Below are 25,079 nucleotides of genomic sequence, written 5' to 3' on the forward strand. Positions count from 1 at the left end.
CATGCCCCGGTGAGACATGTACGTGAGGGGCTCGCGGAGAATCCGGCGCTGCCCACGGAGCTGCTGGACCGGCTGATCGCGGCCGCCGTGCGGGAGTCGGACGCATGGCTGGCGCGGCGGTTGGGCGACCGGACCGACCTGAACCGTGAACAGGTCGCGACCCTGGCCGGGTTCGACGACCTCACGGCGGCGGGGTTCGCGTACCGGGGGTTGTTGACGGCTGCGGACGTCGACCCGGCGACGCGGCCCCAGGCGGCGCTCGCGCTCCTGCTGGAGGGCCGGGCGGGGGAGTCGACCGCCGCGTGGGCGCGGCTGCTCGCACGGGACCCGGACGTGATGCGCCGCGAGAAGCTGGCGGAGTGCCCCGGGATGCCGGAGGACGTGATCGAGACGCTGCTCGCCGACCCGGAGATCCGGGTGGCGGCGGAGGTGGCGATCTGGACCACGTCACCCGACCTCGCGGGGCGGCTGGCGCGGCATCCGCACGCCAAGGTGCGTCACGGCGCCGCCACCAACCCCGTGACGCCCCCCGAGACGCTGGCGGCGCTCCTCACCGGGGAGGGCCTGCCACCGGCGGAGCGCTGCGAGGTCTGCGACCGCGAGCCGACGCCGTTCGTCCATGCCCCGGACTGCCCGCGCCCGGACTGCGACCTGCCCGGGGGCGCGTCCTGCGACGGCACGCACGAGTACACGATGGACGCCGTGCGGTTCGCCGCGCTGGAGAACCCGGCGACGCCCGCGGCCGCCGCGGCGGGCTTCGCCGACGCGCCGTCGTGGTTCCGCCGCGCGGCCCTGGCCGCCCGCGACGACCTGCCGCCGGAGGCGGGCGCGCGGCTGGCCGCCGACGACATCCCGGGCGTGCGCGAGGAGGTGGCGGCGAACCCGGCGATCGACGAGCCGACGATGCGGCTGCTCGCCCGGGACCCGTACACCGAGGTACGCCGCGCCCTGGCCCGCAACCCGCGGATCCCGCTCGGCCTCCTGGCCGACGTGGCGGCCCGCACACGCCTGGGTGCGGACGTGCTCCCGCGGGTCGCGGCGGCGACACGGGACGAACTGGAGCACCTGGCGCGCGCGGACGCCCCGGAGACCCGCCTCCTGGCGGCACTCCGGCGCGACCTCCCGGCGGATCTGCGCGACGGGCTGGCCGCGGACCCCGACGCGAAGCCGGCGCGCGCGGTGGCCCCGCACCCCGGCCTCACCGACGCGCAACTCCGCGCGATCCTCGGGCGCTTCGGAAGCCCGGCGGCGACAGCCGTCGCCGCCAACCCGGACGCCTCCCCGGAACTCCTGACCGACCTGGCGGCCCTGCCCTCCCTGCCGCGCAGGGCCCTCCAGGCGATCGCCACGCATCCGCACGCGACCCCGGCCGCCCTCGCCCCCTGCCTCGCCCACCCCCGCGCCCGCCCGGCCGCCGCCGGGCACCCGGCCCTGCCGCCGGACGTCCTGGTGTCCCTGCTCGCCGACCCCGGCGAGGACGTGGCGGAGGCGGCGGCGGGGAACCCGTCGCTGCCGGTCGAGGCGATGGCGCGCCTCGTCCCGTGACGGCCGCGTCAGGAGTGCGGGATCGCGTCCAGGAGCCGCAGCTCGTCCTCGGTCAGCCGCAGCCCGCCCGCCGCCACGTTGTCGGCGACGTGGTCCGGATCGCCGGTGCCCGGGATGGCGAGCACGTGGTCGCCCTGTGCCAGGGTCCACGCGAGCCGCACCTGCGCGGCTGACGCCCCGTGCGCGCGGGCCACGGCCAGGACCTCGGCGCGCTCCGTCCGTACGGCGCCGGACTCGCGGCCCGCGCCCGCGATCGAGAAGAACGGCACGAACGCGATCCCCAGTTCCGCGCAGGCGCGCAGCATCGCCTCGCCCTCGCGGGCGTCGAGCCCGTACCGGTTCTGCACGCACACCACCGGCGCGACGGCCCGCGCCTGTGCCAGGTGCTCGGGGCGCGCGTTCGACAGGCCGAGGTGGCGGACGAGGCCGGCGGCGCGGAGGTCCGCGAGGGCCCCGAAGTGCTCGCTGAGGGACTCCTGGCCCATGAGGCGCAGGTTCACCAGGTCGAGGTGGTCCCGGCCGAGCTGCCGCAGGTTCTCCTCGACCTGGCCGCGCAGCTGGTCGGGCCGGGCGGACGCGGCCCACGCGCCGGAGGCGTCACGGGCCGGCCCGACCTTCGTGGCGATCACGAGGCCGTCCCCGTACGGGGCCAGCGCCGTGTTGATGAGCTCGTTGGCGGAGCGCAGCCGGGAGAAGTAGAACGCGGCGGTGTCGATGTGGTTCACGCCGAGCTCGACGGCCCGGCGCAGGACGGCGATCGAGCGGGCGCGGTCGCTCGGGACGCCCTCGTGGAAGGCGGCGCTGCCGGTCAGGCGCATCGCGCCGAAACCGATCCGGTGCACCGGGAGGTCCCCGAGCGTCCAGGTGCCCGAGGCGGCGGCGGAGACCGTGCGCGACGTCGTCAGTGTCCTCAACTCCGTTCGATCGGCGCGCGCCCGGCGTGGTCCGGGGCGCGGCGGTCCTGGAGTATGCGCAGGTGAGAGGCCCGGCGGGAAGGCGTGCCAGGACGGCGGAATGTCACAGCCGGAACGGGAACTCCTGGCGGCGCACCGCACGTTCACCGAGCAGAAGACATCACCGCACGGCGGGCGGATACGGGCCCGGGTCCGTCGTGTACGGGGTCAGCGTCCGCAGGACGTCGTCCTGGTGCGGGTCCTGGACCGCGATGCGCCCGAACTCGGCCGACGGGCGGAAGTTCAGGCAGAGCACGGGGCGGCCGGGCCGGAAGGCCGTGAAGTCCCGCGCCATCGGCAGCTCCCGTACGCCCACGGCCACGCGGTCGGGGATCCACAGCCCGCGCCCCCGCCCGCCGCGCAGCGCACGCCACCAGTCCGGTTCGATGTACGCCTGGCGGAGGTCCGCGAGGGGCACGCGGAGGTCGCCGCGCCGCGCGGCCAGCCGCTCCCACCAGGCGAGGCGGACGACCAGCTCGCCGTCCCGCACCCTCACCCGGGCCATCACAGACCGTCCAGCAGCGCGGGCAGGTCCGCGAAGGAGTCGACGACGTGGTCCGGCGTGCCGTCCGCCGCGCGCAGCGCCTCCGGGCGGAACTTGCCGGTGCGGACCAGCACTCCGGTGATCCCGGCGCGCTGCGCGGCCAGCACGTCCGACTCCACGTCGTCCCCGACCATCACCGCCCGCTCCGCGCCGACGCCCAGACGCTCCAGGGCCGCGCCGAAGAACGCCGCCGCCGGTTTGCCGGTGACCACCGCCTCCACTCCGGCCGCCCGCTCCAGGCCCAGCAGGAACGCCCCGGTGTCCAGGTCGAGGCCGCCCGCCGTGCGCCAGTACAGGTTCCGGTGCATGGCCACCAGCCGCGCGCCTTCGTCCAGATACCGGAAGACGCGGTTCAGCGCCTCGTACGTGAACGCCTCGCCCGCGCCGCCGAGCACCACCACCTCGGGGTCCTCGCCGTCCTCCACGAGCGTGACCCCGTCCAGGTCGCCGGTGACGTCCCCGGTCGTCAGCAGCAGGCAGCGGGCGTCCGGGTGATGGGCGCGCAGGTACGCGGCCGTGGCCGCCGGCGCGGTGAGCACGTCGTCCGGGCCGACCGGGAAGCCGAGCCCGGCCAGCCGCGCCGCGATCGAGGCCCGGGTGCGGGAGGTGTTGTTGGTGACCAGCGCGAGCCGGTACCCCTCGTCCCGCAGCGCCGTCATCGCCTCGACGGCCCCCGGCAGCGGCTCCCAGGACACCGTGAGGACGCCGTCGATGTCGATCAGGATCCCGGTGTCCCGGAGACCCTCCCCGCGCGTTCCCATACGACCGACCGTTGCCCAGCCGCCCGTGACGCGCAAGCCGGGCGCGCCCCGCCGCCCCGCCGTACCCAGCCGGCCGCCCCGCCACCCCCGCCGCCCGGGAGGCGCACTCCGGGCATGGCCCCGGCCGCCCCCGCCACCCCCGCCGCCCGGTACGCGCACGCCGGCGCGGCCCCGACGCGCTCAGCCCGAAGCGCCCTCCGGCCAGCGCCGGTGGTGCCGGTCGATCACGTACGCGTGCCCGTGCCGCCAGCCCGCCCCGGTCGGCCGCGCCCCCGCCAGGTGCGGATGCCCGGCCGGCAGGTCGGCGTGCACGTGGTCGAGCCGGGCGGGGTCGCGGCGCGGCCACGCCAGGGCGGCCGCGCCCGTGCCGGCCAGCGCCAGGCCGCCGAGCACGGCCGTGGTGACGGGCACTCCGGCCGCCGTCCCGAGCCACCCCGCCAGCGGGTACGTCAGCAGCCAGCAGGCGTGCGAGAGGGAGAACTGCGCGGCGAACGCGGCCGACAGGTCCGCCTCCGCCGCCGAGCGCCGGATCACCCGCCCGGCGGGCGTGAGCACGGCGGAGCAGGCCGCCCCCAGCCCCGCCCAGGCCGCGAGCAGCGCCGCCCAGGTGACGCCGCCCGGCGGGCTCGCCGTGAGCGCCGCGACCCCCGCGAGGAGCGCGGGCAGCGCGGCCGCGGCCCCGAGCATCACCGCCCGGTCGCCGGCGCGCCCCAGCAGTCTCGGCAGCAGCAGGGCGGCGGCCAGGGAGCCGGCCCCGTACGCGCCGAGCGCGAGCGTCAGCGCCTCGGCGGGGAGCCGGAAGTGGTTCCGCACCAGCACCACCGTGTTCACGAACACCAGCGAGCCGGCCGCCGCCACCGCCAGGTCGAGGGCGAGCAGCGCCCGCAGCCGCGGCGTGTGCAGGAACAGCCGCACGCCCGCGCCCGCCCCGGCGTACGCGCCCCCGGGCTCGCCGGACGCCCCGTCCGGCCTCGGGCGCGGCAGGGCCGTCGACACCACGAGCGCGGCCGAGCCGAGGAACCCGGCCGTCGTGCCGGCGAACAGCCACGGGTACGGGACCAGGAGCAGCAGCGCGGCGGCCAGCAGCGGGCTGAGCAGGCTCTCCAGGTCGTAGGCGAGCCGGGACAGCGACAGGGCCCGGGTGTAGTCGCGTTCGTCGGGCAGGACCTGCGGGACCGTCGCCTGGAAGGCGGGCGTGAACGCGGCGGAGGCGGCCTGGAGCAGCAGGATCAGGGCGTAGACGTGCCAGATCTCCGTGACGAACGGCAGCGCGAGCGCGGCCCCGGCCCGGATCACGTCCGTGCCCGCCATCAGGGCGCGGCGCGGTACGCGATGCGCGAGCGCGCCGACGGCGGGGGCGACGGTCACGTACGCGACCATCTTGATCGCCAGCGCGGTCCCCAGGACGGCGGCGGCGTCCGCGCCGGCCAGGTCGTGGGCGAGCAGGCTCAGCGCGACGGTGGCCAGGCCGGTGCCGGTGAGGGCGACGACCTGCGCCGCGAACAGGCGACGGTAGACGCGGTGGCGCAGCAGGGCGGACACGCCACCATCGTACTCAACATGTGCGCACGTGTGCACATGTAGGGGAGGCCGGCGCCCCGCCGGTCAGGCGTCTCAGTCGTGCGGCGGAAGCGCCCCGATCTGGTGGTCGGCCACGTTGAGGGCCTCGTCCACGAGCCGGCGCAGATGGCCGTGGCGCAGCGCGTACACCACCCGCCGCCCGTCCTTGCGCGTGCTCACCAGCCCCGCCAGCCGCAGCTTCGCCAGGTGCTGGCTCACCGACGGGCGGGCCGCCCCGCACGCCTCGGTCAGGGTCGTCACGTCCGCCTCGCCCCGGCCCAGTTCGGCGAGGAGCGCCAGCCGGGTCCGGTCGGCCAGGAGCGCCAGGACGGAGGCGGCGACATCCAGCCGTTCCCCGGTCGCACGCTCCTGCACACCGTGCGCACCTGCCGCATTCCCGCTCCCGCTCATCCGCCCATCGTAGGCGGGTCTCGGCCCGAACCGGCGGTCACACCCCGTGCACCCCCGCGCCTGCTGCGATGATGTCCCGATACCGCACGCCTGAGACCCGGGGGGGCCATGGGAACCGTTGGGACCGCACTGTCCGAGCTGAGAACCGCACAGAAGTCGGCGAAGGGCGTCTCGCTCTACTCCCGCTTCGTCAACCGCCCCGCCGGCCGCTACCTCGCCGCCGGAGCGTACGCGCTCGGACTGACTCCCAATCAGGTCACGCTCATCAGCGCCCTGTTCAGCTTCTCCGCCGTCGCCGGACTCGCGCTCGGCAGCCCCTCCTGGACCCTGGGCGTCCTCGCCTGGCTCGGCCTCGCCGTCGGCTTCGCCTTCGACTCCGCCGACGGCCAGCTCGCCCGCCTGCGCGGCGGCGGCAGCCCCGTGGGGGAGTGGCTCGACCACGTCGTGGACTGCGCGAAACTCACCGCCCTGCACACGGCCGTGCTCATCGCCTTCTACCGGGGCCGCGAGCACTTCGGCACCACCGACGACGCCTGGCTGCTGGTCCCGCTCGGCTTCCAGCTCGCCACCGTCGTGACCTTCTTCGGCGGACTGCTCACCGAGAAGCTCAAGCCGAAGCCCGCACCCGGCAGCCCGGCGCCGCAGCCCTCCACGCTGCGCGCCGTCGCCCTGCTCCCCGTCGACCACGGCGTGTTCTGCCTGGTCTTCCTGCTGCTCGGCGGGGGTGGACTGTTCCGCTGGGCCTACAGCGCGCTCGGCGTCGCGAGCGCGCTGTTCCTGCTGGCCTTCCTCACGAAGTGGTACCGGGAACTGAACGCAGCCCCTCGCTGAGCGCACCCGCCGGCCCCGGCTCGGCCTCCTGCGTCAGGAGGTCGAGCGCCCGCCGCAGCTGCGTGCTCGACGTGTGCACCGTGTACGGGAAGTACACGATCTCCACGCCCACGTCCGCGAAGTCCTTCTCGAGCTTGTCGCCCTTCGGTGTGCCCCGCCAGTCGTCGCCCTTGAACAGCACGTCGAACCGGACCTGCTTCCAGGTCTCCAGCTTGTCCGGCACCGTCTCCACGAACGCCGCGTCGACGTACTTCACACTGCGCACGATCTCCAGGCGCTCCACCAGCGGAATCATCGGCCGGCGGCCCTTCGCCAACTCCGCCATCTCGTCGGACACCACACCGGCGACCAGATAGTCGCAGCGGCTGCGGGCGTGCCGCAGGATGTTCAGGTGGCCGATGTGGAACAGGTCGTACGCGCCGGGCGCATAACCCACGCGATACGGACGGTCAGCGGTCATGGATTCCCCCCACGATCATGGACTTCCCCCAACTGATCGCGCTCCCCAGCGCGATGGAGATACCGACGATAGCGTGCACATTCCGTTCAGACCGGATGAACGATTAGGGTGAGGTGGGGTTCACGTCCGGGGGAGAGGGCACGACGCGTGACGCATGCGGTGGGGAACGACGGCACCGGGACCACGGGGGCGAGGGCACGGCGCCGTCTGCTGATGGTGTCCACCAACTACGCGCCGGAGCACGCGGGCATCGGCCCGTACGCGACGCAGATCGCCGAACACTGGGCCGCGTCCGGCCACGAGACGCACGTGCTCGCCGGCATGCCGCACTACCCCTCCTGGTCGCTCGACCCCGCCTACGCCGGCGTCTGGCGCCGCACCGAGCAGCGCGAGGGCGTCGTCGTCCACCGCCGCCGCCACACCGTGCCGCCGCGCCAGACGGCCCTGAAGCGGGCCGCGTTCGAGGCGAGCGTGCTCGCGCACGGACTCGTCGCCCCGCCCGCCATGGCCCGGCCCGACGCGGTCCTCGCCCAGATGCCCAGCCTCGCCGGCGGCATCATCGGCGCCCGGCTCGCCGCCCGCTGGCGCGTCCCGTACGTGCCCGTCGTCCAGGACCTGATGGGCGCGGCCGCCGCGCAGAGCGGCATCCGCGGCGGCGACCGCGCCGCCGCCCTGGCCGCGCGGGCCGAGACGTACGCGCTGCGCCGGGCCACCCTCGTCGGCGTCATCCACCAGACCTTCGTCGACAAGGTCGCCGCCATGGGCGTCGACCCCGCACGCATCCGGCTCGTGCCCAACTGGTCGCACGTCTCCAGCCCGTCGACGCCCCGCGAGAAGACCCGCGCCCGGCTCGGCTGGGGCGACGAGACCGTCGTCCTGCACTCCGGCAACATGGGGCTCAAGCAGGGCCTGGAGGTCCTCGTCGAGGCCGCCCGCCGCGACCCGGCCGTCCGCGTCGTCCTGCTCGGCGACGGCAACCAGCGCGCCCACCTGGAGCAGCTCGGCGCGGGCATACCCAACCTCGACTTCCTGGAGCCCGTCGGCGACGACGAGTTCCCCGACGTGCTCGCCGCCGCCGACGTCCTCGCCGTCACCCAGCGCGCCTCGGTGCTCGACATGAGCGTCCCCTCCAAGCTCACCTCCTACTTCGCGGCCGCCCGGCCCGTCGTCGCCTCCGTTGCCGCCGAAGGCGGCACCGCCCAGGAAGTGCTCCGCTCCGGAGCCGGCGTCCTCGTCGCACCCGAGGACCCCGACGCGCTGCTCGCCGAGGTCCGTAGACTCGGGCACGATCCGGTCGCTGCCGACGCGCTCGGCGCCCAGGGGCCCCGCCATGTGGAGGCCCATCTCACCCGGGCGGCCGGACTGGCCCGGATCGACGCACTGATCGACGAGGCCATGGGGGTGCCGAGCACGTGAGCAACTTGCACGGAGCGGCGGTGGAGGACGACGAACCGGAGCTGCTGCGCGACCAGTTCAAGCAGCTGCTGCGCTACCGCGCGGTCATAGGGGCCGGCGTCGGCATCGGCCTGCTCGGCGGCGTCTGGTTCGGCCTCAGCAACGCCGACACGTACGTCGCGACCAGCCAGGTGGTGCTGCGCGCCCCCGTCAACGACCCCTTCAACCCCAGCATCTCGCAGGACAAGACGCTCAACGTCGGCTCCGAACGGCAGACCGCGCTCAGCAGCAGCGTCGCCGAGGCCGCGGCGAAGAAGCTCGGCTGGACCGGCACCATCGGCAAGCTGCAGAAGGACCTCCAGGTCACCAACCCGCCGCAGAGCCAGGTCCTGCAGTTCAGCTACACCGCCGACAACCCGCAGGCCGCCGCCGACCGCGCCAACGCCATGACCCAGGCGTACCTGGAACTGCGCGAGAAGCAGTGGACCGCCATCCGCGCCAAGATGCTCGACGGGCTCAAGAACGAGCTCGACGAGGCGGCGCTCAAGCACGACAAGCAGGTCAAGGTCGTCGACCGGATGCCCGCCGGCGCGGCCCGCGACGCCGAGTACGGCATCAAGACCAACCTGGCCAACCGCATGATCGAGCTCGAAGGCCGGGTCAGCGGCCTGAAGGCGCTCGACATGTCCGCCGGCACCGTCATCCGCACCGCCACAGCACCCGGCTACTCCGACGGCCCCAGCCTGCCCATGAGCCTCGGCCTCGGCGCGCTCGTCGGCGTCGCCCTCGGCCTGCTCGCCGCCTGGGTCCGGCTGGTGTTCGACCCCTCGCCGCGCTCCGCCGGCGACGTCGCCCGCGCCGTCCGCGCCCCCGTGCTCGGCACCCTGCCGCGCGGCGCCACCGAGACCCTGCTGGCCGGCGACCACAACGACCCCCGCGTGGGCGAGGAGTTCCGCTCCGTCGCCTTCCGGCTCGCCTACGACCAGCGCTTCGCCGACCGCCGGCGGCTCCTCGTCGTCGCCCCGCGCGGCACCAGCGAGGCCGCGGCCGCCGTCGCCACCAACCTGGCCGCCTCCTTCGCCGAGACCGGCAAGGACGTCCTGCTCATCGAGGCCGACCTGCGGACGCCGTCCCTCGCCGGGCTCCTGCGCGCCAACACCACCGACGCGCCCCGCTGGAGCGCCCCCGCCGAGGCGGACGACAGCGGCTGGCCCGGCCGCCGCCGGCTCTCCGTCGACGCCGGCGAATCCGGCTCCTTCGGGCTGGTCCCCGGCGAACGGGTCCGCAACGTGGCGCGGGCGCTCACCTCGCCCCGGACGAGCCGCCTGATCGCCGAGGCCGACTCGCCGAACTCCACCGTCGTCGTCCTCGCCCCGCCCGTCCTCGCCTACGCCGACGCGCTGGCCCTGGTCGACCGGGTCGACGGCGTCCTCATCGTCTGCGATCCGCGCAGCGTGCACCGCGCCGACCTCCAGCGCATCCGCGAACTCATCGGCGGCGCGGGCGGCACCGTCCTCGGCGCCGTCATGTTCACCCCGTCCGGCCGGCGTGGCGCGAAGGCCGCCAAGGCCGCGAAGTCCGGCAAGGGCGCCAAGCCCGGCAAGGGCGCGAAGGACCCCGCCCAGCCGCCGGCCCAGGGCGGCGCGGCCCCCGCCGAGAGCGCCGCCCCGCAGGGCCGGCGCGGCGGCCGGGGCAAGCCGGCCCGGCCGCGGCAGCCCGAGGAGCAGGACGAGTACGAGCCCGAGGCCGGCCCCGACCCGCGGGTCTGGGGCGGCGAGAACTCCGACACCGTGGCGCTGCGTTCGCTGCGGGCCGAGGACTTCCACGCGGGCGAACGGTGAGACGCGCGGTCACGGTCGCGGCCTCGGTCCTCGACCAGGCCGCGTCCAGCCTCACCAACATCGCCTGCGTGCTCGTCGCCGCCCGCGTCTCCACGGCGGCCGGCTTCGCCGACTTCGCCCTCGTCCAGATCACCTTCGGCGTCCTGCTCGGCCTGAACATGGCCCACGTCGGCCAGACGCTCGTCCTGGAACGCGGCGACGACAAGGCCGTCGGCGCCGCCGCCCGCTCCTCCCTCGCCTTCACCGCCCTCGCCTCCGTCACCGCCGGCCTGCTGCTCGCCGCCTTCGGCGCCCTGCTCGGCGGCGGCACCGGACGGGCGTTCCTCGCCCTCGGCGCCGTCCTGCCCGTGACGCTCCTCCAGGACGCGCTGCGCTACGCGTTCTCCGCGCTGCGCCGCCCGGACAAGGCCCTCGCCGCCGACCTGCTGCGCCTCGGCTGCGTGCTGCCCGCCCTGCTCCTCCAGCCCGCGTCGTCCGGCGCCGCCCGGCTGGTCCTCGTCTGGGGGTTCGCCGCCCTGCCCGCCGTCCTGCTGGGCCTGCTGCTGGCCCGCCCGTACCTGCGGGGCCACCGGGGCGACGTACGGCGGCTGCTGCGGCGCGACCACCTCGGCCGGCGCTTCGTCGTCGAGTACGCCGTCGGGCAGGGCTCCAGTCAGCTCGCGGTGCTCGGCCTCGGCCTGTTCGCCGCGCCGCTCGCGGTCGGCGCGCTGCGCGGCGCGACGACCCTCTTCGGCCCGCTCAACGTGCTGTTCCTCTCCGTCAACACCTTCGGCCCGCCGCTCCTCGGCAGGGCCGGGAGCCGCCGGGGCACGATCCGGGCCGCCGTCGCGCTCGGGGCCGTGCTCTGCCTCGTCGCGAGCGGCTGGTCCGCCGCGCTCGCGGCCCTGCCCGACCGGTACGGCCGCGAACTGCTCGGCGCCACCTGGCAGGCGGCCTCCGGACTGCTCCCGGCGAGCGGAGCGCAGTACGCGGTGATGGCGCTCGGCACCTGCGCCCTGGTCACCCTGCGGGTCCTCAGCCCGAAGGCCACGCTGTCCGTGCAGGTCGTCTTCTCGCTGCTGTCCGTCGCCCTGATGCTCGGCGGGTACGCCGTCGCCGGGGTCCTCGGCGCGGCCTGGGGTCTCGCGGCCGGCTCCGCGCTCAAGGCGGCCGCCGCCTGGACGCGGGTCGCCCGTACCCACCCGGAGGAGTCCGCGCCCGCGACGGCGGACCCTCAGCGCAGCAGCGCGCGCTTGTCCTGACGCCAGGTGGTGATCAGCAGGATGCAGATCAGCGCGATCGCCACCCGGCCCGAGGCCTGCAGCAGCGGCCCCCGCAACAGGATGAACGAGTAGCCCGCGACCAGCGGCACCACGACCGAGATCAGGCTGCCCGGCGGCGCGCGCCGGGTGCCGCGCCGGGCGAACCTGCGGTCCACCCGCGCCGCCGCGTATCCGAGCACCGTCAGACCGCCGGCCATCCCGACCGCGCCGAAGTCGATCCACAGCTCGGCCCAGATCGGCGAGGACAGGTTCGTGTTCACCGCGCCCATCCACTGGCCGACCATCACGCCCGTGTCGCGCGGCTTGCCCGCCCACACCGACCGGGGCACCGCGAACAGCACCGAACCGGCGAGCTGCCGGCCGTAGCGGTGCCGGGCCCCGGACTCGACGAACGTGATGGTGTTGGCGAACATGCCGACCTGGTCGTAGTCCTTCATCGCCAGCGGTTCCAGCACCGACGTCGTCTCGACCGGCTTGTAGTTCTTCTCGTCGTAGCGGAAGCGGTCCGAGAACGGGAACACGATCAGCGCCATCACCACGCCGAGGCTCAGCGCCGAGCGGTACATCGCCGCGCTCCTCGGGAAGACCGTGAACAGCAGCGCGAACATCACCGTCAGGAACCAGTACCGCGGGTTCGAGATCGGGTTGTTGACCACCAGGTTCAGCGCCACGAGCGACAGGAACACCGCGATCACCGACGGCCGTCCACGGGCCCACCGCGAGGTGACCAGCCAACGCGCGTACACCAGCAGCGCGATCAGCGCCGGCACGGTGCCGAAACCGCGCAGGAACGCCTGCCCCGCCTGCGAGTCGGCCTGCGAGACGCCCGCCTCCTCGATGCCGGCGATGATCTCCTGCCGGCTGGAGAAGAACACCGCCGGACCGCCCAGCTTCACCACGAACAGCCCGCTGCCCGCGAACGCGAGCAGCACCAGCAGCTGCAGCCGGCGCCGGTGCACCAGCGCCGGGCGCTCCTCGGCGCGCGAGGCCCGGTTCGGCCGGCCGCGGGCCAGCAGCGAGCCGACGTCGAAGGCGGCGCAGCCGACCAGGATCAGCGCCACCGCCGCGGTCAGGTCCGACCGCGGGCCGACCACCGGCGTCGGCACCCGGCCGAGCACGGCCTGGGCGAGCGGGGCGACGCCCATCGCCATGTAGACGAACAGCCAGAACGAGCCCTGGAGCAGCTTGCGCCGACTGGTAAGGATCATCGCCGAGAGCCGCGCGCCGGCGTACATCGTGAGCGCGATCTGCAGGTAGTACGCGGCGTCGTGGACGCCCGCGCCGGGCTGCACCGCCACCAGCAGCGGCATGAACACCGTCAGGCCGAGGACCAGCGGGATCGACAGGGCGCGGGAGAGCAGCGTGCGCGGCTTGACCGGCGGGGCGAGCAGCATCGGCGGAACGGGCTGCGTCGTCCCCGTACCGCCGCCGTCCGCGCCGGTCCCGGCCGTCCCGCGCACGTCCGTCGCCATGCAGCCCCCCGAACTCCCGTGATCCCCGCCCCCGGAGAAGTCACCCCCGCGCAGTCTACCGACGACCCCCCTGTCACCCTGCGTCAACCGATAGTCTGAACGCCTCGGCGTCAGGGGAGGCGCCGATGGGGGTGAACTGATGCGGAATCTCCCGGCCTTCACACTGGCCGGCTACGACAAGGGCCGCTCGAAGCTGATCCAGGCGCTCTGGTTCGCGGTGATGAACACGCTGTTCATGGCGTGGTTCTGCCCGGCCCGGCTGCGCGTGGCGCTGCTGCGGGCGTTCGGGGCGACGATCGGCGAGGGGGTGTTGATCCGGCACCGCGTCCGCGTCCTGTGGCCGTGGAAGCTGACCGTCGGCGACCACACCTGGATCGGCGAGGGCGCCTGGCTGCTCAACCTGGAGCCGGTCACGCTCGGCGCGCACGTCTGCGTCTCGCAGGAGGCGCTGCTGTGCACCGGCAGCCACGACCACCGGGCCGCCGACTTCCGCTACCGCAACGCGCCGATCACCGTGGAGGACGGCGCCTGGATCGCCGCCCGCGCCACGGTCCTCGCCGGCGTCACGGTCGGCCGGCACGCCGTCGTCGCGGCCGGCACGACCCTCCACCGCGACCTTCCGGAGCTGACCCTGCACACCGCCGACGGCCGCAAGCCCCTCCCGGTGCCGGCATGAGCGCCGCCCGCCCGCTGAGGGTCCTCCACGCCGTCACGCTGCACAGCCCGACCCACGCCTTCGGCGGCCCGGTCCGGGTGGCGCTCAACCTCTGCCGGGGGCTGATCGGGCGCGGCCACACGGCCCGGCTCGTCGCCCTCGGCGACGGCTTCGACGGGCCGCTGCCGACGGAGATCGAGGGCGTGCCCGCCCGCCTCCACCAGGCCCGTTCGATCCTGCCGCTCGGCTTCAGCGGCATCACCTCGCCCGCGCTCCTCGCCGGGGCGCACGGCCTGGTCCGCGACGCGGACGTGGTCCACGTCCACCTCGCGCGGGACCTCGTCACCCTGCCCGTCGCGCTGGCCGCGCTGCGCGCCGGCCGGCCGCTGGTCCTGCAGACGCACGGCATGGTCGACCCCAGCGAGCGGCTGCTCGCCAAGGTCCTCGACGCCGTCGCCGTACGCCGGGTGCTGCGCCGCTCCTCCGCCGTGCTGTACCTGACCGGGCACGAGCGCAAGGGCCTCGACGCGGTGGTGGGCGACGTCCTGGAGCAGTCCGTGCGCCTCGTGAACGGCGTCCCCGCCCAGGAGCCGCGCCCGGCCCCGTCCGGGCCGCCGCGCGTCCTGTACGCGGCCCGGCTCCAGGCCCGCAAGCGGCCGCGGGACTTCGTGGCGGCCGTGCCGGAGATCCTGCGCCGGCACCCGGACGCGCGGTTCGTGCTCGCGGGCCCCGACGAGGGGGAGCGGGCCGGCGTCGACGCGCTCATCGCCGAACTGGGCCTGGAGGACCGGATCGAGCGGCCGGGGCCGCTGTCGTCGGAGCGGATGCTGGAGGAACTGCGCCGGGCGCACGTGTACGTGCTGCCGTCGGTGGACGAGCCGTTCCCGATGTCCGTCCTGGAGTCCCTGTCGGTGGGCACACCCGCCGTGGTCACCACGTCCAACGGGCTGGCCCGGGACATTTCCGGGGCGGGCGCGGGCCGGGTCGTGGAGGACGCCGACGGACTCGCGGCGGCCGTGCTCGACCTGCTGGACCCGGCCGGGAACGAGGCCGCCTCCGCGGCGGCCCGGAAGCTGGCCGCGGAGGCGTTCTCGATGGATGCCGTCCTCGACACGCTGCTCGACGTGTACGGGACGGCGACGCGGTACGGCTCGGGCCGCTGACGGCGCCCTACGCGGGCAGCCAGGCGTAGCAGCTCGTCGAGACGAACTCGCGGGTGCCCGACGGGACCGTGGCCTTCACGGGCCCGTCGGCGCCGGTCGACGGGCCGGAGGCGAGCACCTTGCCGTTGCTGCCCAGCGCCCGCCAGGTGCAGGCCGGGTCGGTGGTCAGGGCCCGGTAGGCGCCCGGCTTCGGCTGCGTGACCGTGCCGTCGGGGAAGCCCGTCGCGGCGACGGCCAGCAGCGGCTTCTGCTCCGGGCACAGGTGCTCGATCGCGCCCTTGGCGTCCGGGACGTCCCCCGCGATGATCGCGCCGACCGCGGCGTCCCTGTCGCGCTTGGCGGTGCGGGCGATGCGCTGGCAGGACTCCTCGCCCGTCTGCAGCACCGCCGCCGGGTCCATGGACTTGGGCACCCGGCCGCTCAGGTACTCCTTCTGCTTCTGCGTGAACGAGCCGGTGACCGGCTTGATCTCGCCGTCGGGCAGCGCCTGGTCCTTGGGCAGGGCCGACGGGGACGCGGCGGGCGCGGTGGGTTCGGTCTCGATCTGCCGGTCCGGGACGGCGGGGCTGTGCGTGGTCCGCGGGCCCTTCGCGTCGGACTTCCCGGCGTCGGACGAGCAGCCCGAGGCCGTCAGGAGCGCGGCGGCCAGCAGGGCCGCGACGGCCGTCGGCCGGCGGTGGAGGGGACGAGGCATGGGGAACTCCCGTGGTACGTGGAATGCGGGGCCCGGCAGGCCGGGCCCCGCATTCGTGTCGGTGCGTGCTGCGCGGCGCCGGGACTACGGGGCGCCGAAGGTGAGCACCAGCTGCGGGGTGCCCTCCCCGGCCGCGGCCTCGGAGGACCACAGCCACAGCGGGTCGGTGCCGGTGCCGGTCAGCGCCATGCTGTACGCGCCGCCGAGCGCCGCGGACAGCTTCGCGGTGTCCAGGGTGGCGGAGTAGACCGTCGACTCCGCGGTCGCGCCGGTCAGCGTGCCCAGCGTCCCGGAACCGAGCGCGGGACGGTCGTTGTACGTCAGCGTGGTGTCCGTCCACGCGCCGCTCACCGGCACGATCGACACGCTGTCGGCCGAGCCCGCCCCGGTCATCGTGGTGGTCTTCACCGCGAGCCGGGCGCTCTTCAGCACCTTGCCGGCCGGGGCCGACGGCAGCGTGAAGCGCAGGTAGCTCTCGTACGCGGAGGTGCCGCGCACCGCGAGGGAGCTGGAGGTGGCGTAGTTGGTGGACGGGGCGCCCGCGTTGGCGTACGTGTCGTCCGTGGCGGTCACCACCGAGACCGTGTCGGCCGGGGCCTTGGCGAGGCTGAAGTGCTGGGCGACCTGGGTGGCCGTCAGCGCGCTCGGGTAGACCGCGGCCTCGTCGATCTGGCCGGCGAAGAAGGTGCTCGTCGGACGGAGCGGCCAGCCGCTCAGGTTGTCCGCGCCGACGTGCCAGTACCCGGCGTACTGCTGGTTCGTGGAGACGGAGTTGGAGGCGACCTTCTGGCCGTCCACGTACAGCGTCATGCCGCCGGGGCCCTGGGTGCCGACCACGTGGTGCCAGGCGCCGTTGTTGTACGAGCCGAGGGTGGACAGCGTCCGGGTGCCGCCGCTGTACACGCCGAACACCAGCTGGCCGGTGTTGGTCATGTACAGGTGCTTGTCGTAGTCGCTGCTGTTGCGGGTGGTCCGGTTGCCGAAGCCGATGAGCTTGCCGCCACGGGTGGTGGTGGTCTTGAACCAGGTCTCGATCGTGAACGCGCCGGTCACGTTCTGCCGCTTGTCGCTGTAGATCTGCTCGTCGGTGCCGTTGAGCTGGACCGCGGTCGACGGGCCGGTGACCGCCGCCGGGGTCTGGCGCAGCGTCGGGGCGTTCACGTACAGACCGCTGTTGTTGCCGTCGGAGGAGTCCGCCGCGTACGGGGTGGTGGACTCGTCGAAGCGCCAGTACAGGCTCGCGCCGTCGGCGACGACCCGGGAGGCGTACGGCTCGGCCGAGGTCGGGACGGTGACCGTCGCCGTCGCGGAGAGCGCGCTGGTGTTGCCGTCCGCGTCACTGGCGGTGACCCGGTAGCTGTAGGTCTGTCCCGGCGTCACGTCGGTGTCCTTGAAGGAGACCTGCGGCCGCGACCAGTACAGCGAGTCGCCGTCCATGGTGTGGATCGGGGTGGCCGAGCCGTTGCGGTACACCTTGTAGGTCAGCTTGCTGTCGTCCAGGTCCAGGCTGGAGCGCCAGCGGACCTGCACCGCGTTCGGGGTGACCGCCGCGGCGCTGGCGACCGGGACGGTCGGCGCGCCGGTGTCCGGGCCGGTGGCGAAGCGGGTCAGACCCTGCGCCGCGGCGCCGTTGACGGTGGTGAACTCGCCGCCGACCCACAGGTACTTGGTGGTGCCGGTGCCGGAGACGGCCATGACGCGCGGGCCGATGCCCTCGACCTCCGGCGGGGAGCCGCCGTCGTTGGTGTCGGGGAACCAGCCGAGCTTGCCGGTGGACGTGGTCGGCTGGGCCAGCAGGTGGTAGCGGCGCCCGTCGGGGAACTCGCCCACGCTGGAGCAGTCGTGCGCGTGCGAGGCGCTGTACAGCACGCCCTGGTACGACTCGACGGCCTGGGTCGCGCCGAGGCAGGTGTCGCGCCAGCGCTGCTCGAAGTCGCTCAGGTTGAGCGCGATCCGGCCGTCGAAGACGCCGCCGCCGGTGCCCTCGTTGCCGGTGTAGAAGCCGGTCGCGTCCGTGTCGATGTCCTTGACCACGGAGTTGGTGGGGATCCAGCCGCTCGGGTACGCCTTCGTCACCGCGCCGGTGGTGGCGTTCACGACGGCCAGCGCGTGCGAGTTGGCCCCGTTGACGGAGAAGAAGTCACCGCCGAGCAGCACGTGCTGCCCGTCCGGGGTGACCTCGATCGCGCGGCCCGGCTCGTCGGCGTTCGCGGTGAACGGCAGCAGCGCGCCGGTGGTGGCGGTGACCGCCGCGAACCGCTGGCGGGTCTGGCCCTCGACGGTGCCGAAGTCGCCGGCCGCGTAGACGGTCGTGTCGGTGACGGCGAGCGCGCGGACCGTGGCCGGGAAGGACGGCGTGAACGACGCCTTCGGGGTGCAGGTGGCGATGTCGATGGCGGCCAGGCTGCTGACCGGGGTGCCGTTGACCGCGCCGAAGTAGCCGCCCGCGTACAGCGTCTTCTTGTCCGGCGAGACGGCCAGGGCCCGTACGGTCGCGGTGCCGCTGCCGACGGTGAAGGACAGGGTGCAGTCGGTGGGCGCACCCGTCGCCGCGTTCATCGCGGCGAAGTTGACGGCGCTCCGCGGAGTGCCGGAGCCGCCCTCGGGCGGCCGCACCTGCGAGAAGGTGCCGCCGACGAAGACGGTGTCGTTCGCCTCGGCCAGTGCCCAGACGATGCCGTTGGTCTGCCAGGTCGGCAGATCGTCCGCGGTGAAGGCCACCGGCGGCGTGAGCGCCGCGGCCGTCGGCGCCAGCGAGCCCCCGGCTCCGGCCGCGACGGTCAGGACGAGGGCAGCGGACAGCCCCCAGGATCTACGCATGTTCCCCCCAGGCGTTCAGCCCAGTCGTTGTGGCGTGAAGCAGTGGCGTGATGCAGTGCCCATGCCATGTGGTGAAAGCGCACTGTACGACGAAATGACGACCGGATACGGCCACTTGACCAATTCCGTACCGTGCGCGTGTGGATGTCCGGAAGCGGAACGACGGGCTCAGCGGTCGATGCGCACCGTGACACCGGCCAGCTGGTCCTGGACCTGGCGCACATCGGCGTCCACCATGATCCGGGCCAGCTCCTCGACCTGCACCTCCGCCTTCCAGCCCAGCAGGTCACGGGCCTTGGAGGCGTCGCCGATCAGCGCGTCCACCTCGCTGGGGCGCTCGTACTTGGGGTCGTAGCGGACATGGTCCGCCCACTCCAGACCGGCGTGCGAGAACGCCGTCTCCACGAACTGCCGCACCGTCGCCGGCACCCCGGTCGCCACCACGTAGTCGGTCGGCTCGTCCTGCTGGAGCATCCGCCACATCGCGTCCACGTACTCGGGTGCGTAGCCCCAGTCCCGCACCGCGTCGAGGTTGCCCAGGTACAGCTTGTCCTGCAGGCCCGCCTTGATCCGCGCGACCGCGCGGGTGATCTTGCGGGTCACGAAGGTCTCGCCGCGGCGCGGGGACTCGTGGTTGAACAAAATGCCGTTCACCGCGAACATCCCGTACGCCTCGCGGTAGTTCACCGTCGTCCAGTACCCGAAGACCTTCGCCGCGCCGTACGGGCTGCGCGGGTGGAACGGGGTCTGCTCGTTCTGCGGCGGGGGAGTGGAGCCGAACATCTCCGAGGACGACGCCTGGTAGATGCGGGTGTCGATGCCGCTGGCGCGGATCGCCTCCAGGAGCCGCAGCGCGCCCAGGCCCGTCACGTCGCCCGTGTACAGCGGCGCGTCGAAGGAGACCCGCACATGGGACTGCGCACCGAGGTTGTACACCTCGTCGGGGCGGATGTCGCGCAGCAGGTTCACCAGCGCCACCCCGTCCGACAGGTCCGCGTGGTGCAGCACGAACGAGCGGTTCGCCTGCTGCGGGTCCTGGTAGATGTGATCGATCCGCTCCGTGTTGAAGCTGGACGACCGGCGGACGAGACCGTGCACCGTGTAGCCCTTGGACAGCAGCAGTTCGGCCAGGTACGAGCCGTCCTGCCCAGTGACGCCGGTGATGAGTGCGGTCTTGCTCATGCGTGATGCCCCTCCCGTACGGACCGGCCCCCAGCCGGTCCGCATCCTGCGGTTGTGTGGTGGTACAAGAAGAAAATCCGGATGTGGTGTGCTGTGGCCCGTGACGGCCTGGCATGATCCGGGCCATGACTGATTCGACGAGCGCAACGACGTCGTACCTGCCCGAGCGGGCCCGGATCTTCGTCGCCGGCCACCGCGGCCTGGTCGGTTCCGCGGTCGCCCGGAGGCTCACCGCGGACGGGCACGAGGTGCTCACCCGCAGCCGCACCGAGCTCGATCTGCGCGACGCCGCGGCCACCGCCGCGTACCTCCGCGAGACCCGCCCCGACGCGGTGGTGCTCGCCGCCGCCAAGGTCGGCGGCATCATGGCCAACAGCACCTACCCCGTGCAGTTCCTGGAGGAGAACCTTCAGATCCAGCTCAGCGTCATCGCCGGCGCGCACACCGCCGGCGTCGGCCGGCTGCTGTTCCTCGGCTCGTCCTGCATCTACCCGAAGCTCGCCCCCCAGCCGATCACCGAGGACGCGCTGCTCACCGGCCCGCTGGAGCCGACGAACGAGGCGTACGCGCTGGCCAAGATCGCCGGCATCGTGCAGATCCAGTCGTACCGGAAGCAGTACGGCGCCTCGTACATCTCCGCCATGCCGACGAACCTGTACGGCCCCGGCGACAACTTCGACCTGGAGACCTCGCACGTCCTGCCCGCGCTGATCCGGCGCTTCCACGAGGCCCGCGAGGCCGGCCTCGACGAGCTCGTGCTCTGGGGCTCCGGCACGCCGCGCCGCGAGTTCCTGCACGTCGACGACCTCGCCGCTGCCTGCGCCCTGCTGCTGCGCGCGTACGACGGCGACGAGCCGGTCAACATCGGCTGCGGCGAGGACCTGACGATCCGCGAACTCGCCGAGACGGTCGCCGAGGTGACCGGCTTCGAGGGCCGGCTCGCCTGGGACACGAGCAGGCCCGACGGCACGCCGCGCAAGCTGCTCGACGTGACCCGGCTGAGCTCCCTGGGCTGGAAGCCGCGGATCGCGCTGCGGGACGGCATCGCGGCCACCTACGCCTGGTGGCGGGAACAGGGCTGAGGTCATCCGGGCGGCCCGTCAGTACGCTCCGCGACCGTCGACGACGGCGCGGAACGTACGGGCCATGACGTCGACGTCGCTGGTGAACGACCAGTTGTCGACGTAGTGCAGATCCAGTTCGACGGTCTCGTCCCAGGACAGGTCCGAGCGGCCGCTGATCTGCCACAGCCCGGTCATGCCGGGCCGCACCGACAGCCGGCGCAGCTCCACGTCGTCGTACCGGGCGACCTCCTCCGGCAGCGGCGGACGCGGGCCCACCAGTGACATCGCCCCGCACAACACGTTGATCAGCTGCGGCAGTTCGTCCATCGACGTCCGGCGGAGGAGCCGGCCCACCTTCGTCACGCGCGGGTCGCGGCGCATCTTGAACATCAGCCCGTCGTGCTCGTTGGACTGCGTCAACTCCGCCTTGCGGGCGTCCGCGTCGATGAACATCGTGCGGAACTTCCACATCAGGAACGGCTCGCGGTCCTGGCCGATCCGGACCTGCCGGTAGAACACCGGGCCCGGCGAGGTCAGCCGCACCGCCGCGCCGATCCCGAGGAACAGCGGCGACAGGACCAGCAGCCCCAGCGCCGCACCCACCCGGTCCGTCACGGACTTCAGCACCTGCTGCACGCCGTGGCGCACCGGCGGGGCGACCCGCAGCAGCGCCATGCCCGCCGCCGAGACGGTCTCGATGCGCTTGACCGCGCACTCCACCAGGCCCGGGGCCAGCGTGAGTTCGACGCCGGAGTCGTGCAGGACCCAGGTGAGGCGGCGCAGCCGCGGCCCGGTCATCCGCGCGCCCGGCGCCACCAGGACCACGTCGGCGCGCAGCCGGTCCACGGCGTCGAGGACGGTCCGGGCGTCGCCGTCGACCGCCCGAGGCGCGGCCGTCCCGAGCCGGGCGGCCACCGGGGCGCCGGTGCGGACCTGGCCCTCGCCGATGGCGACGACGCCGACGACCACGTACGGATGGTCGGTGCGGGACGAGAGGTGCTCGGCGACCTCGCCGGCGGCGGCCGGCTCGCCGAGCACCAGGACCCGGGTCACGACCTGCGCCTCGCGGCGCGCCGCCACGAGGTGATGCCACGTCAGCTTGCGCGCGACCAGCGTGACCACGGGCGCGGGCAGCAGCGCGAGCAGGCAGAGCAGCGGCGGGTGGTGCAGATCGGCGGCGGCCCGCAGCACGGCGAGCACGCCGATGAGGATGAGCCAGTCGTGCAGCACCGGCAGGCTGCCCCGTGACTCGCCGAGCGCGCGGGCCGCGTAGCGGCGGCGCAGCGCCCGGACCGCGAGCCAGGCGGCGGCGGCCACGGCGGCCGTGCCGGCCGCGTGGGGCTGCCGGTTGAGGTGGAACATCAGCGCGGTGGGCAGGACGATCCCCGCCACGTCCGCGGTCAGTGCGAACGGCAGATACCAGTGCGCCTTGGCGCGTTGCTGCGGACGGACGAGGCTCGTCCTCCGCTCTCCGGATGCTCCCCCAGCTGCGGTCTCAGCTGTACGGGCATGCCACATGTACCCCCCCGGCACGTGTCGACCTGGGCGACGGCCCTCGGCCCCCCGGACCGAAGAACAAGTGTCGCAACGCGGAACAGTACGACAAACGCACGTACCTCGTCTGCTGTTCACCCGAAAGTGGTGACTGGGCGGGGGTGTGTTCATGTCGTGACGTGAGGGCCCACGCGCCATCCGACCTTCACATGATACTTCTGTCGTGTTCACGTTTTCCGCACGTGGAACGGCACGGTGGGAGGGGACACGAGTGCATCAGGGGGAAGGGGCGGACCGCACGGCGGACACGCCGGATGTGGCGGACGCCACGCAGCGGACCCGAAGGCGTGTGCGACCGGGAAGAGTTCTCCTCGGCGCGCTCGCACTCCTCGGCACCGGCGTCCTCATGGCCGGCGGCGCCGGCTGGTGGGCCGTCGACCACTACACCGGCAAGGTCGAGCGCATCCCCGGCGCCTTCCCCACGAAGGTGCCGCCCGCCGAACAGCCCGCCCCGAGCAAGGGCGGTACGACGTTCCTGCTCATCGGCGTGGACAGCCGCTCCGAACTGCCCACCACCGGCCGCGACGCCAAGGCGCCCTCCTGGCGGTACGGAGCCCAGCGCAGCGACACGATGATGCTCGTCCACCTGCCCGCGGACCACTCCAACGCCTACGTCGTCTCGCTGCCCCGCGACTCCTGGGTGCCCGTCCCCGGCCACGGCGACGCCAAGCTCAACGCCGCCTACTCCTGGGGCGGTCCGCCGCTGCTCATCGACACCGTGCAGCGGTTCACCGACGTCCGGATCGACCATCTCGCCGTCATCGACTGGGAGGGCTTCAAGAAGCTCACCGACGCCGTCGGCGGCGTCGACCTCACCGTCGACGGCGAGGTCCGCCACATGAACGGCGAACAGGGCCTGCGCTACGTACGCGAACGCAAGCACCTCGCCCGCGGCGACCTCGACCGCACGCACCGCCAGCAGAACTTCCTGCGCGCCGTCCTCGCCAAGGTCATGACCCCGCGCAACCTCACCAACCCCGTCAAGGCCTCCGAACTCCTCGGCGACCTCACCGCCAGCGTCAGCGTCGACGACCGGCTCAGCGACGCCGACCTGCGCGAACTGCTGTGGAACAACCGGGACGTGCGGCCCGGCCGCATGGTCTTCATGAACGCCCCCGTCGCCGGCACCGGCATGATCAAGGGCCAGTCCGTGGTGCTCGTCGACAAGAAGAAGTCGGCCGAATTGTGGGCCGCCATGCGGAACGACCGCCTTGCCGACTACGTCGCCGGTCACCGCCTCGACCGGCTCGGAAGCGGTACGCGCTAGGCACGTCACCCCCTCCCGCCGCGCACCGGACGGTTGTTGTTCCCGCGCCGTCCATCGGCTGTACTGCTGCCATGTCCGACACCCGCGCCACCCCTCCCGGGGGACGCCGCGCCACCCACCGGTCCCCACGCCGCCGCAGGCTGCTGCCCGCCCTGCTCCTCGGCGTCCTCGCCCTCGGGGCCTGGGCCGGCAGCGGCATGGCCGACAGCCCCGGCGACGGGGCGCCCGCCGGCCGCCCCACCTCCGAGCGGCCCGCCGAGTACAGCACCGCGCTGCCCTTCGACCTGCCCTCCACGGCCGAACTGCGGCGCTCCGGAAAGCCGGTGTTCGCGCACTACTTCACGCCCTACCCGCTCTCCCTCGACAACGAGCCCCCGCAGCGGGACTACTACGCCCGCAACTACCTCACCGCGGACGGCGAGAAGGGCAAGCACCGCGCCTACGGCGGACTCCTGCGCGACCGGCCGCTGCCCGCCCCGCGCGAGGACGGAGACTGGGAACTCGCCCACCTGCGCCAGGAGGTGCGCACCGCCCGCGACGCCGGACTCGACGGCTTCACCCTCGACCTGCTCTCGCTCTCCGGCCGCAACCGGGAACGCGCCGAGAACCTGCTGCGCGCCGCCACCGCCGAGGACCCCGGCTTCCGCGTCGTCCTCATGCCCGACATGACGTCCCTGGACACCACGCCCGAGGCCCTCGCCGGCGAACTCGCCGAACTCGCCCGGCACCGCTCCGCGCACCGGCTGCCCGACGGACGCCTGGTCGTCTCCCCGTTCAAGGCCGAGGCGCAGAGCCCCGCATGGTGGCGCCAGGCCCTCAGCGCACTTGAGCGCGAGCACGGCATCCGCACCGCGTTCGTCCCCGTCTTCCTCGACTTCGACGCGAACGCCGAACGCTACGCCCCGATCAGCCACGGCCTGTCCGAATGGGGCAGCCGCAGCTACACCACCCAGTCCGGCAGCGCCGCCGCCACCCGCACGGCCCACCGGCTCGGCAAGATCTGGATGCAGCCGGTCTCCGTCCAGGACGCCCGCCCCAACCAGGGCGTCTACGACGAGGCCGGCAACACCGAGACCCTGCGGGCCAGTTGGGGCGAGGCCATCGACAACGGCGCCGACTGGGTGCAGCTCACCACCTGGAACGACTACTCCGAGGGCACCCACTTCGCGCCCTCCGCGCACAACGGCCACACCTACCTCGACCTCACCTCCTACTACCTGACCCGCTTCAAGACCGGCTCCTGGCCGGAGATCGAACGGGACACCCTCTACCTCACCTCCCGCGTCCAGTTCGCCGCCGCCCTGCCGCCCGCCGGCACGCAGAGCAAGGTGATAGAGCTCCGCGACGGCTCCGCCGCGCCGCGCGACACCGTCGAGGTGCTGAGCTTCCTCACCGCCCCGGCCACGCTCCGCACCTTCACCGGCCGCGAGAAGGCGGACCACGAGGCCCCCGCCGGGGTCTCTGCGCGACTGCTGCCGCTGCGCACCGGAACCAGCGGCGCCACCGCCGTACGGGACGGACGCACCGTCACCGCGGTCTCCTCCCGGTACCCCGTCCGCGACCCGATCGAGAAGCAGGACCTGCAGTACTACGCCGTCACCAGCGGGCGCAGCCAGCGCTGAACGGTGATTGTCAGTCCTGGGCC

General features: G+C 73.8%; 21 protein-coding genes. 10 read left to right on the forward strand and 11 right to left on the reverse strand.

Annotation, left to right across the window (positions count from 1 at the left end; translation table 11 throughout):
- Positions 1-9 precede the first annotated feature (9 nt).
- Complete coding sequence (locus tag ACNJ93_RS28130; RefSeq protein ID WP_418960256.1) at positions 10-1,545, forward strand: hypothetical protein; 1,536 nt, start codon at positions 10-12, stop codon at positions 1,543-1,545.
- Between the two features lie 8 nt (positions 1,546-1,553).
- On the opposite strand, the gene ACNJ93_RS28135 is transcribed toward ACNJ93_RS28130, so the two are convergent.
- The 5 genes from ACNJ93_RS28135 to ACNJ93_RS28155 all read right to left on the reverse strand — a co-directional run bounded on the left by ACNJ93_RS28135 (position 1,554) and on the right by ACNJ93_RS28155 (position 5,774).
- Complete coding sequence (locus ACNJ93_RS28135) at positions 1,554-2,459, reverse strand: aldo/keto reductase (protein WP_418960257.1); 906 nt, start codon at positions 2,457-2,459, stop codon at positions 1,554-1,556.
- A gap of 160 nt (positions 2,460-2,619) precedes the next feature.
- Positions 2,620-3,003: a hypothetical protein gene (locus ACNJ93_RS28140; protein ID WP_418960258.1), complete on the reverse strand. Its 384-nt coding sequence runs from the start codon at positions 3,001-3,003 to the stop codon at positions 2,620-2,622.
- Positions 3,003-3,803 (reverse strand): TIGR01458 family HAD-type hydrolase, encoded by an 801-nt coding sequence (locus tag ACNJ93_RS28145; RefSeq protein WP_418960259.1) that lies wholly within the window; start codon positions 3,801-3,803, stop codon positions 3,003-3,005. Before ACNJ93_RS28145 ends, ACNJ93_RS28140 begins: the two co-directional genes overlap by 1 nt.
- Positions 3,804-3,983: 180 nt before the next feature.
- Positions 3,984-5,345 carry an MFS transporter gene (locus ACNJ93_RS28150; RefSeq protein ID WP_418960260.1) on the reverse strand — a complete coding sequence of 454 codons (1,362 nt, stop codon included), beginning with the start codon at positions 5,343-5,345 and terminating at the stop codon, positions 3,984-3,986.
- Between the two features lie 72 nt (positions 5,346-5,417).
- Complete coding sequence (locus ACNJ93_RS28155; RefSeq protein WP_418960261.1) at positions 5,418-5,774, reverse strand: ArsR/SmtB family transcription factor; 357 nt, start codon at positions 5,772-5,774, stop codon at positions 5,418-5,420.
- Positions 5,775-5,882: 108 nt separating this feature from the next.
- On the opposite strand from ACNJ93_RS28155, the gene ACNJ93_RS28160 reads away from it, so the two are divergent.
- A complete protein-coding gene (locus ACNJ93_RS28160; RefSeq protein WP_418960262.1) occupies positions 5,883-6,605 on the forward strand; it encodes a CDP-alcohol phosphatidyltransferase family protein in 723 nt (240 codons plus the stop codon).
- Here the strand turns inward: ACNJ93_RS28160 and ACNJ93_RS28165 are convergent.
- The gene (locus ACNJ93_RS28165) at positions 6,565-7,065 is read right to left on the reverse strand and encodes an adenylyltransferase/cytidyltransferase family protein (RefSeq protein WP_418960263.1); all 501 of its coding nucleotides are present in this window, start codon (positions 7,063-7,065) and stop codon (positions 6,565-6,567) included. The two genes, ACNJ93_RS28160 and ACNJ93_RS28165, sit on opposite strands and share 41 nt — an antisense overlap.
- Before the next feature lie 213 nt (positions 7,066-7,278).
- Between ACNJ93_RS28165 and ACNJ93_RS28170 the strand changes: the two genes are divergently transcribed.
- Genes ACNJ93_RS28170 through ACNJ93_RS28180 form a run of 3 tightly spaced genes read left to right on the forward strand, consistent with a single transcriptional unit; the run spans position 7,279 to position 11,542 of the window.
- Positions 7,279-8,481: a glycosyltransferase family 4 protein gene (locus ACNJ93_RS28170; protein WP_418961556.1), complete on the forward strand. Its 1,203-nt coding sequence runs from the start codon at positions 7,279-7,281 to the stop codon at positions 8,479-8,481.
- Entirely contained in the window at positions 8,478-10,301 is a 1,824-nt protein-coding gene (locus ACNJ93_RS28175) for a lipopolysaccharide biosynthesis protein (RefSeq protein WP_418960264.1), read from the forward strand. The genes ACNJ93_RS28170 and ACNJ93_RS28175 overlap by 4 nt, the downstream gene beginning before the upstream one ends.
- The gene (locus tag ACNJ93_RS28180; RefSeq protein ID WP_418960265.1) at positions 10,298-11,542 is read left to right on the forward strand and encodes a hypothetical protein; all 1,245 of its coding nucleotides are present in this window, start codon (positions 10,298-10,300) and stop codon (positions 11,540-11,542) included. The genes ACNJ93_RS28175 and ACNJ93_RS28180 overlap by 4 nt, the downstream gene beginning before the upstream one ends.
- On the opposite strand, the gene ACNJ93_RS28185 is transcribed toward ACNJ93_RS28180, so the two are convergent.
- Complete coding sequence (locus ACNJ93_RS28185; protein ID WP_418960266.1) at positions 11,515-13,035, reverse strand: hypothetical protein; 1,521 nt, start codon at positions 13,033-13,035, stop codon at positions 11,515-11,517. The genes ACNJ93_RS28180 and ACNJ93_RS28185 overlap by 28 nt on opposite strands.
- A 139-nt stretch (positions 13,036-13,174) precedes the next feature.
- Here ACNJ93_RS28185 and ACNJ93_RS28190 point away from each other — a divergent pair, with 139 nt between their 5' ends.
- Together ACNJ93_RS28190 and ACNJ93_RS28195 are read left to right on the forward strand one after the other, a co-directional pair.
- The gene (locus ACNJ93_RS28190) at positions 13,175-13,711 is read left to right on the forward strand and encodes a WcaF family extracellular polysaccharide biosynthesis acetyltransferase (protein WP_418960267.1); all 537 of its coding nucleotides are present in this window, start codon (positions 13,175-13,177) and stop codon (positions 13,709-13,711) included.
- A 14-nt stretch (positions 13,712-13,725) separates the two neighbouring features.
- Positions 13,726-14,853 (forward strand): glycosyltransferase, encoded by a 1,128-nt coding sequence (locus tag ACNJ93_RS28195; protein WP_418961557.1) that lies wholly within the window; start codon positions 13,726-13,728, stop codon positions 14,851-14,853.
- Between the two features lie 7 nt (positions 14,854-14,860).
- Here the strand turns inward: ACNJ93_RS28195 and ACNJ93_RS28200 are convergent, their stop codons facing one another.
- From ACNJ93_RS28200 to gmd, 3 genes are all read right to left on the reverse strand, one after another.
- Positions 14,861-15,547 (reverse strand): hypothetical protein, encoded by a 687-nt coding sequence (locus tag ACNJ93_RS28200; RefSeq protein WP_418960268.1) that lies wholly within the window; start codon positions 15,545-15,547, stop codon positions 14,861-14,863.
- A gap of 84 nt (positions 15,548-15,631) precedes the next feature.
- Positions 15,632-18,367 carry a LamG-like jellyroll fold domain-containing protein gene (locus ACNJ93_RS28205; RefSeq protein ID WP_418960269.1) on the reverse strand — a complete coding sequence of 912 codons (2,736 nt, stop codon included), beginning with the start codon at positions 18,365-18,367 and terminating at the stop codon, positions 15,632-15,634.
- A 168-nt stretch (positions 18,368-18,535) separates the two neighbouring features.
- Entirely contained in the window at positions 18,536-19,549 is a 1,014-nt protein-coding gene (gene gmd / locus ACNJ93_RS28210; RefSeq protein WP_418960270.1) for a GDP-mannose 4,6-dehydratase, read from the reverse strand.
- A gap of 113 nt (positions 19,550-19,662) precedes the next feature.
- Between gmd and ACNJ93_RS28215 the strand changes: the two genes are divergently transcribed.
- Positions 19,663-20,631 carry a GDP-L-fucose synthase family protein gene (locus ACNJ93_RS28215; protein WP_418960271.1) on the forward strand — a complete coding sequence of 323 codons (969 nt, stop codon included), beginning with the start codon at positions 19,663-19,665 and terminating at the stop codon, positions 20,629-20,631.
- A gap of 18 nt (positions 20,632-20,649) precedes the next feature.
- On the opposite strand, the gene ACNJ93_RS28220 is transcribed toward ACNJ93_RS28215, so the two are convergent.
- Entirely contained in the window at positions 20,650-22,131 is a 1,482-nt protein-coding gene (locus ACNJ93_RS28220; RefSeq protein ID WP_418960272.1) for a sugar transferase, read from the reverse strand.
- 325 nt (positions 22,132-22,456) lie between these two features.
- On the opposite strand from ACNJ93_RS28220, the gene ACNJ93_RS28225 reads away from it, so the two are divergent.
- Positions 22,457-23,434 (forward strand): LCP family protein, encoded by a 978-nt coding sequence (locus tag ACNJ93_RS28225; RefSeq protein WP_418960273.1) that lies wholly within the window; start codon positions 22,457-22,459, stop codon positions 23,432-23,434.
- A 71-nt stretch (positions 23,435-23,505) separates the two neighbouring features.
- Entirely contained in the window at positions 23,506-25,056 is a 1,551-nt protein-coding gene (locus ACNJ93_RS28230) for a glycoside hydrolase family 71 protein (protein ID WP_418960274.1), read from the forward strand.
- Positions 25,057-25,079: the final 23 nt, after the last annotated feature.

Source organism: Streptomyces tritici, from assembly GCF_048500665.1.
Taxonomy (GTDB): Bacteria; Actinomycetota; Actinomycetes; order Streptomycetales; family Streptomycetaceae; genus Streptomyces; species Streptomyces tritici.

Coding starts and splice junctions, on each gene's coding strand:
- ACNJ93_RS28140 (WP_418960258.1), bottom strand. CDS start 3,003: ATGGCCCGGGTGAGGGTGCGGGACGGCGAGCTGGTCGTCCGCCTCGCC.
- ACNJ93_RS28145 (WP_418960259.1), bottom strand. CDS start 3,803: ATGGGAACGCGCGGGGAGGGTCTCCGGGACACCGGGATCCTGATCGAC.
- ACNJ93_RS28155 (WP_418960261.1), bottom strand. CDS start 5,774: ATGAGCGGGAGCGGGAATGCGGCAGGTGCGCACGGTGTGCAGGAGCGT.
- ACNJ93_RS28160 (WP_418960262.1), top strand. CDS start 5,883: ATGGGAACCGTTGGGACCGCACTGTCCGAGCTGAGAACCGCACAGAAG.
- ACNJ93_RS28165 (WP_418960263.1), bottom strand. CDS start 7,065: ATGACCGCTGACCGTCCGTATCGCGTGGGTTATGCGCCCGGCGCGTAC.
- ACNJ93_RS28170 (WP_418961556.1), top strand. CDS start 7,279: ATGGTGTCCACCAACTACGCGCCGGAGCACGCGGGCATCGGCCCGTAC.
- ACNJ93_RS28185 (WP_418960266.1), bottom strand. CDS start 13,035: ATGGCGACGGACGTGCGCGGGACGGCCGGGACCGGCGCGGACGGCGGC.
- ACNJ93_RS28190 (WP_418960267.1), top strand. CDS start 13,175: ATGCGGAATCTCCCGGCCTTCACACTGGCCGGCTACGACAAGGGCCGC.
- ACNJ93_RS28200 (WP_418960268.1), bottom strand. CDS start 15,547: ATGCCTCGTCCCCTCCACCGCCGGCCGACGGCCGTCGCGGCCCTGCTG.
- ACNJ93_RS28205 (WP_418960269.1), bottom strand. CDS start 18,367: ATGCGTAGATCCTGGGGGCTGTCCGCTGCCCTCGTCCTGACCGTCGCG.
- gmd (WP_418960270.1), bottom strand. CDS start 19,549: ATGAGCAAGACCGCACTCATCACCGGCGTCACTGGGCAGGACGGCTCG.
- ACNJ93_RS28215 (WP_418960271.1), top strand. CDS start 19,663: ATGATCCGGGCCATGACTGATTCGACGAGCGCAACGACGTCGTACCTG.
- ACNJ93_RS28220 (WP_418960272.1), bottom strand. CDS start 22,131: ATGTGGCATGCCCGTACAGCTGAGACCGCAGCTGGGGGAGCATCCGGA.
- ACNJ93_RS28230 (WP_418960274.1), top strand. CDS start 23,506: ATGTCCGACACCCGCGCCACCCCTCCCGGGGGACGCCGCGCCACCCAC.